Annotated in this window: 8 tRNA genes; all 8 read right to left on the bottom strand. The window is 51.2% G+C overall.

The features are described 5' to 3' along the window. Positions 1-36: 36 nt before the first annotated feature. Positions 37-126 (bottom strand) — tRNA-Ser (locus AT575_RS00180). A 9-nt stretch (positions 127-135) separates the two neighbouring features. Next, positions 136-209, bottom strand: a tRNA-Ile gene (locus AT575_RS00175). 22 nt (positions 210-231) lie between these two features. Continuing rightward, positions 232-305: transfer RNA gene (locus tag AT575_RS00170), tRNA-Met, on the bottom strand. Between the two features lie 4 nt (positions 306-309). Beyond that, positions 310-383: transfer RNA gene (locus tag AT575_RS00165), tRNA-Pro, on the bottom strand. 6 nt (positions 384-389) lie between these two features. Further along, a tRNA-Arg gene (locus AT575_RS00160) sits at positions 390-463 on the bottom strand. A gap of 18 nt (positions 464-481) precedes the next feature. Further along, positions 482-566: transfer RNA gene (locus AT575_RS00155), tRNA-Leu, on the bottom strand. Positions 567-574: 8 nt separating this feature from the next. After that, a tRNA-Gly gene (locus AT575_RS00150) sits at positions 575-646 on the bottom strand. A 16-nt stretch (positions 647-662) separates the two neighbouring features. Beyond that, positions 663-735 (bottom strand) — tRNA-Thr (locus AT575_RS00145). Positions 736-787: the final 52 nt, after the last annotated feature.

Raw genomic sequence — 787 nt, 5'->3', positions numbered from 1 at the left:
GAGCTACCTAGCTGCTCCATCCCGCGATAAGAAAAAAGGAGGATGTGGGATTCGAACCCACGCACGCTTTTACACGCCTGACGGTTTTCAAGACCGTTCCCTTCAGCCGGACTTGGGTAATCCTCCACGAATATATGGACCTTGTAGGACTCGAACCTACGACCGCTCGGTTATGAGCCGAGTGCTCTAACCAGTTGAGCTAAAGGTCCAAAGTCATCCATATAAAAACAATAGCGGCGAAGGGGATCGAACCCCCGACCTTCCGGGTATGAACCGGACGCTCTAGCCATCTGAGCTACACCGCCATAATCGGGAAGACAGGATTCGAACCTGCGACACCTTGGTCCCAAACCAAGTACTCTACCAAGCTGAGCTACTTCCCGAACTCATGCACCCTAGAGGAGTCGAACCTCTAACCGCCTGATTCGTAGTCAGGTACTCTATCCAGTTGAGCTAAGGGTGCTTATTATTAAATTAGTAATGCCGAGGACCGGAATCGAACCGGTACGATGAAAACCATCGCAGGATTTTAAGTCCTGTGCGTCTGCCAGTTCCGCCACCCCGGCCTATCTAAAGCGAACGACGGGATTCGAACCCGCGACCCCCACCTTGGCAAGGTGGTGTTCTACCACTGAACTACGTTCGCAATTATTTTATTTTAATGCCGGCTACATGATTTGAACACGCGACCCTCTGATTACAAATCAGATGCTCTACCAACTGAGCTAAGCCGGCTAAAGTTTTATGCGGGTTAAGGGACTTGAACCCCCACGCCGTTAAGCGCCAG

This window comes from Streptococcus penaeicida (assembly GCF_002887775.1).
Taxonomy (GTDB): Bacteria; Bacillota; Bacilli; order Lactobacillales; family Streptococcaceae; genus Streptococcus; species Streptococcus penaeicida.
This window is presented reverse-complemented; position numbering and strand designations above follow the sequence as displayed.